We start from the raw sequence: 887 nt of genomic DNA, 5'->3' as shown, positions 1-887 counted from the left end.
ATAACCAAGCACAACACAAATCCATATCGAAGAAGACGTTTTAGTTTATCTATATTTTCCTCCATAAGTATTATAATTTTCTGTTTAGCTAGGAAACATTACCCCAAGAACTACTCCAGCCCCAGCACATCCTAAAATTACTCCTAGTTGAACGACTACCCCAGTTTGAGCACAAAGCATTGCTCCTTGAGCAGCTCCCGATATTGCTGATACATAAATATCTGCAGCTTTTTTTCCTCCACCTCTTATTTGAGATAATTGTTCAAAATTTAGTTCACTCATAACTACTCCTAACTATGTCTTGCAATTAAATAGCCAGCGCCTCCGATTTTAGCACCAGTATAAGCAAAGGCTCCAGCTACTGGGGCAGCTACAATACTAGCTGAACATGACTAATCTTAAAATTTAGACTAAGGCAGTTACTTTTCCAAAGAGATATAATTTTTTTCAATCTTTTTTATCAAGATAAACAAGTAAAGAGGCTAGTAAGGCAACAATTGATAAAAGATTTGTCGTTTGTTTTGATAAAGATAATTGATAGAATATTAAAAAGAATAAAAAAGGAGTTAAACGATTAATCTTTTTTTGATAAATAGCATGAATTGTTGTAGAAATAATTATAACGGAAAATAAAATGATAAAAATTATGTAAATCATTTAGTTTACCTTATATGCTAAATAACCGCTACCTGCTGTAAATCCAACAACACAAACTCCCTTTAAAACAGGGTGAGGGATTTTACAAAATTTCATACCTGCACTAAAACCCGACAAGCCACCTAGTACAGCATTCCCTGCTGCATTACCTCCGTTTATCTTTGCCATATCATTTGTTGTTAGTTCTTTATATTTTTTCATTATTCTCTCCTTAAAAACCACCTGTTGCC

3 protein-coding genes are annotated in these 887 nt (G+C 33.5%); all 3 read right to left on the bottom strand.

Features of this window, described 5'->3' with window-relative positions; genetic code table 11:
- Nucleotides 1-84: 84 nt before the first annotated feature.
- A complete protein-coding gene (locus ACMZ6U_RS10535; RefSeq protein ID WP_416108363.1) occupies nt 85-282 on the bottom strand; it encodes a bacteriocin in 198 nt (65 codons plus the stop codon).
- 165 nt (nt 283-447) lie between these two features.
- Nucleotides 448-657: a hypothetical protein gene (locus ACMZ6U_RS10530; protein WP_416108362.1), complete on the bottom strand. Its 210-nt coding sequence runs from the start codon at nt 655-657 to the stop codon at nt 448-450.
- Nucleotides 658-887: Blp family class II bacteriocin (locus tag ACMZ6U_RS10525; protein WP_416108361.1), on the bottom strand; the 230-nt coding region annotated here is incomplete at its 5' end.

Origin of the sequence: Streptococcus pluranimalium (genome assembly GCF_047785745.1) — a bacterium.
GTDB lineage: Bacteria > Bacillota > Bacilli > Lactobacillales > Streptococcaceae > Streptococcus > Streptococcus pluranimalium_B.
The sequence above is the reverse complement of the archived record's forward strand: the minus strand, read 5'-3'. Positions and strand labels throughout refer to the sequence as shown.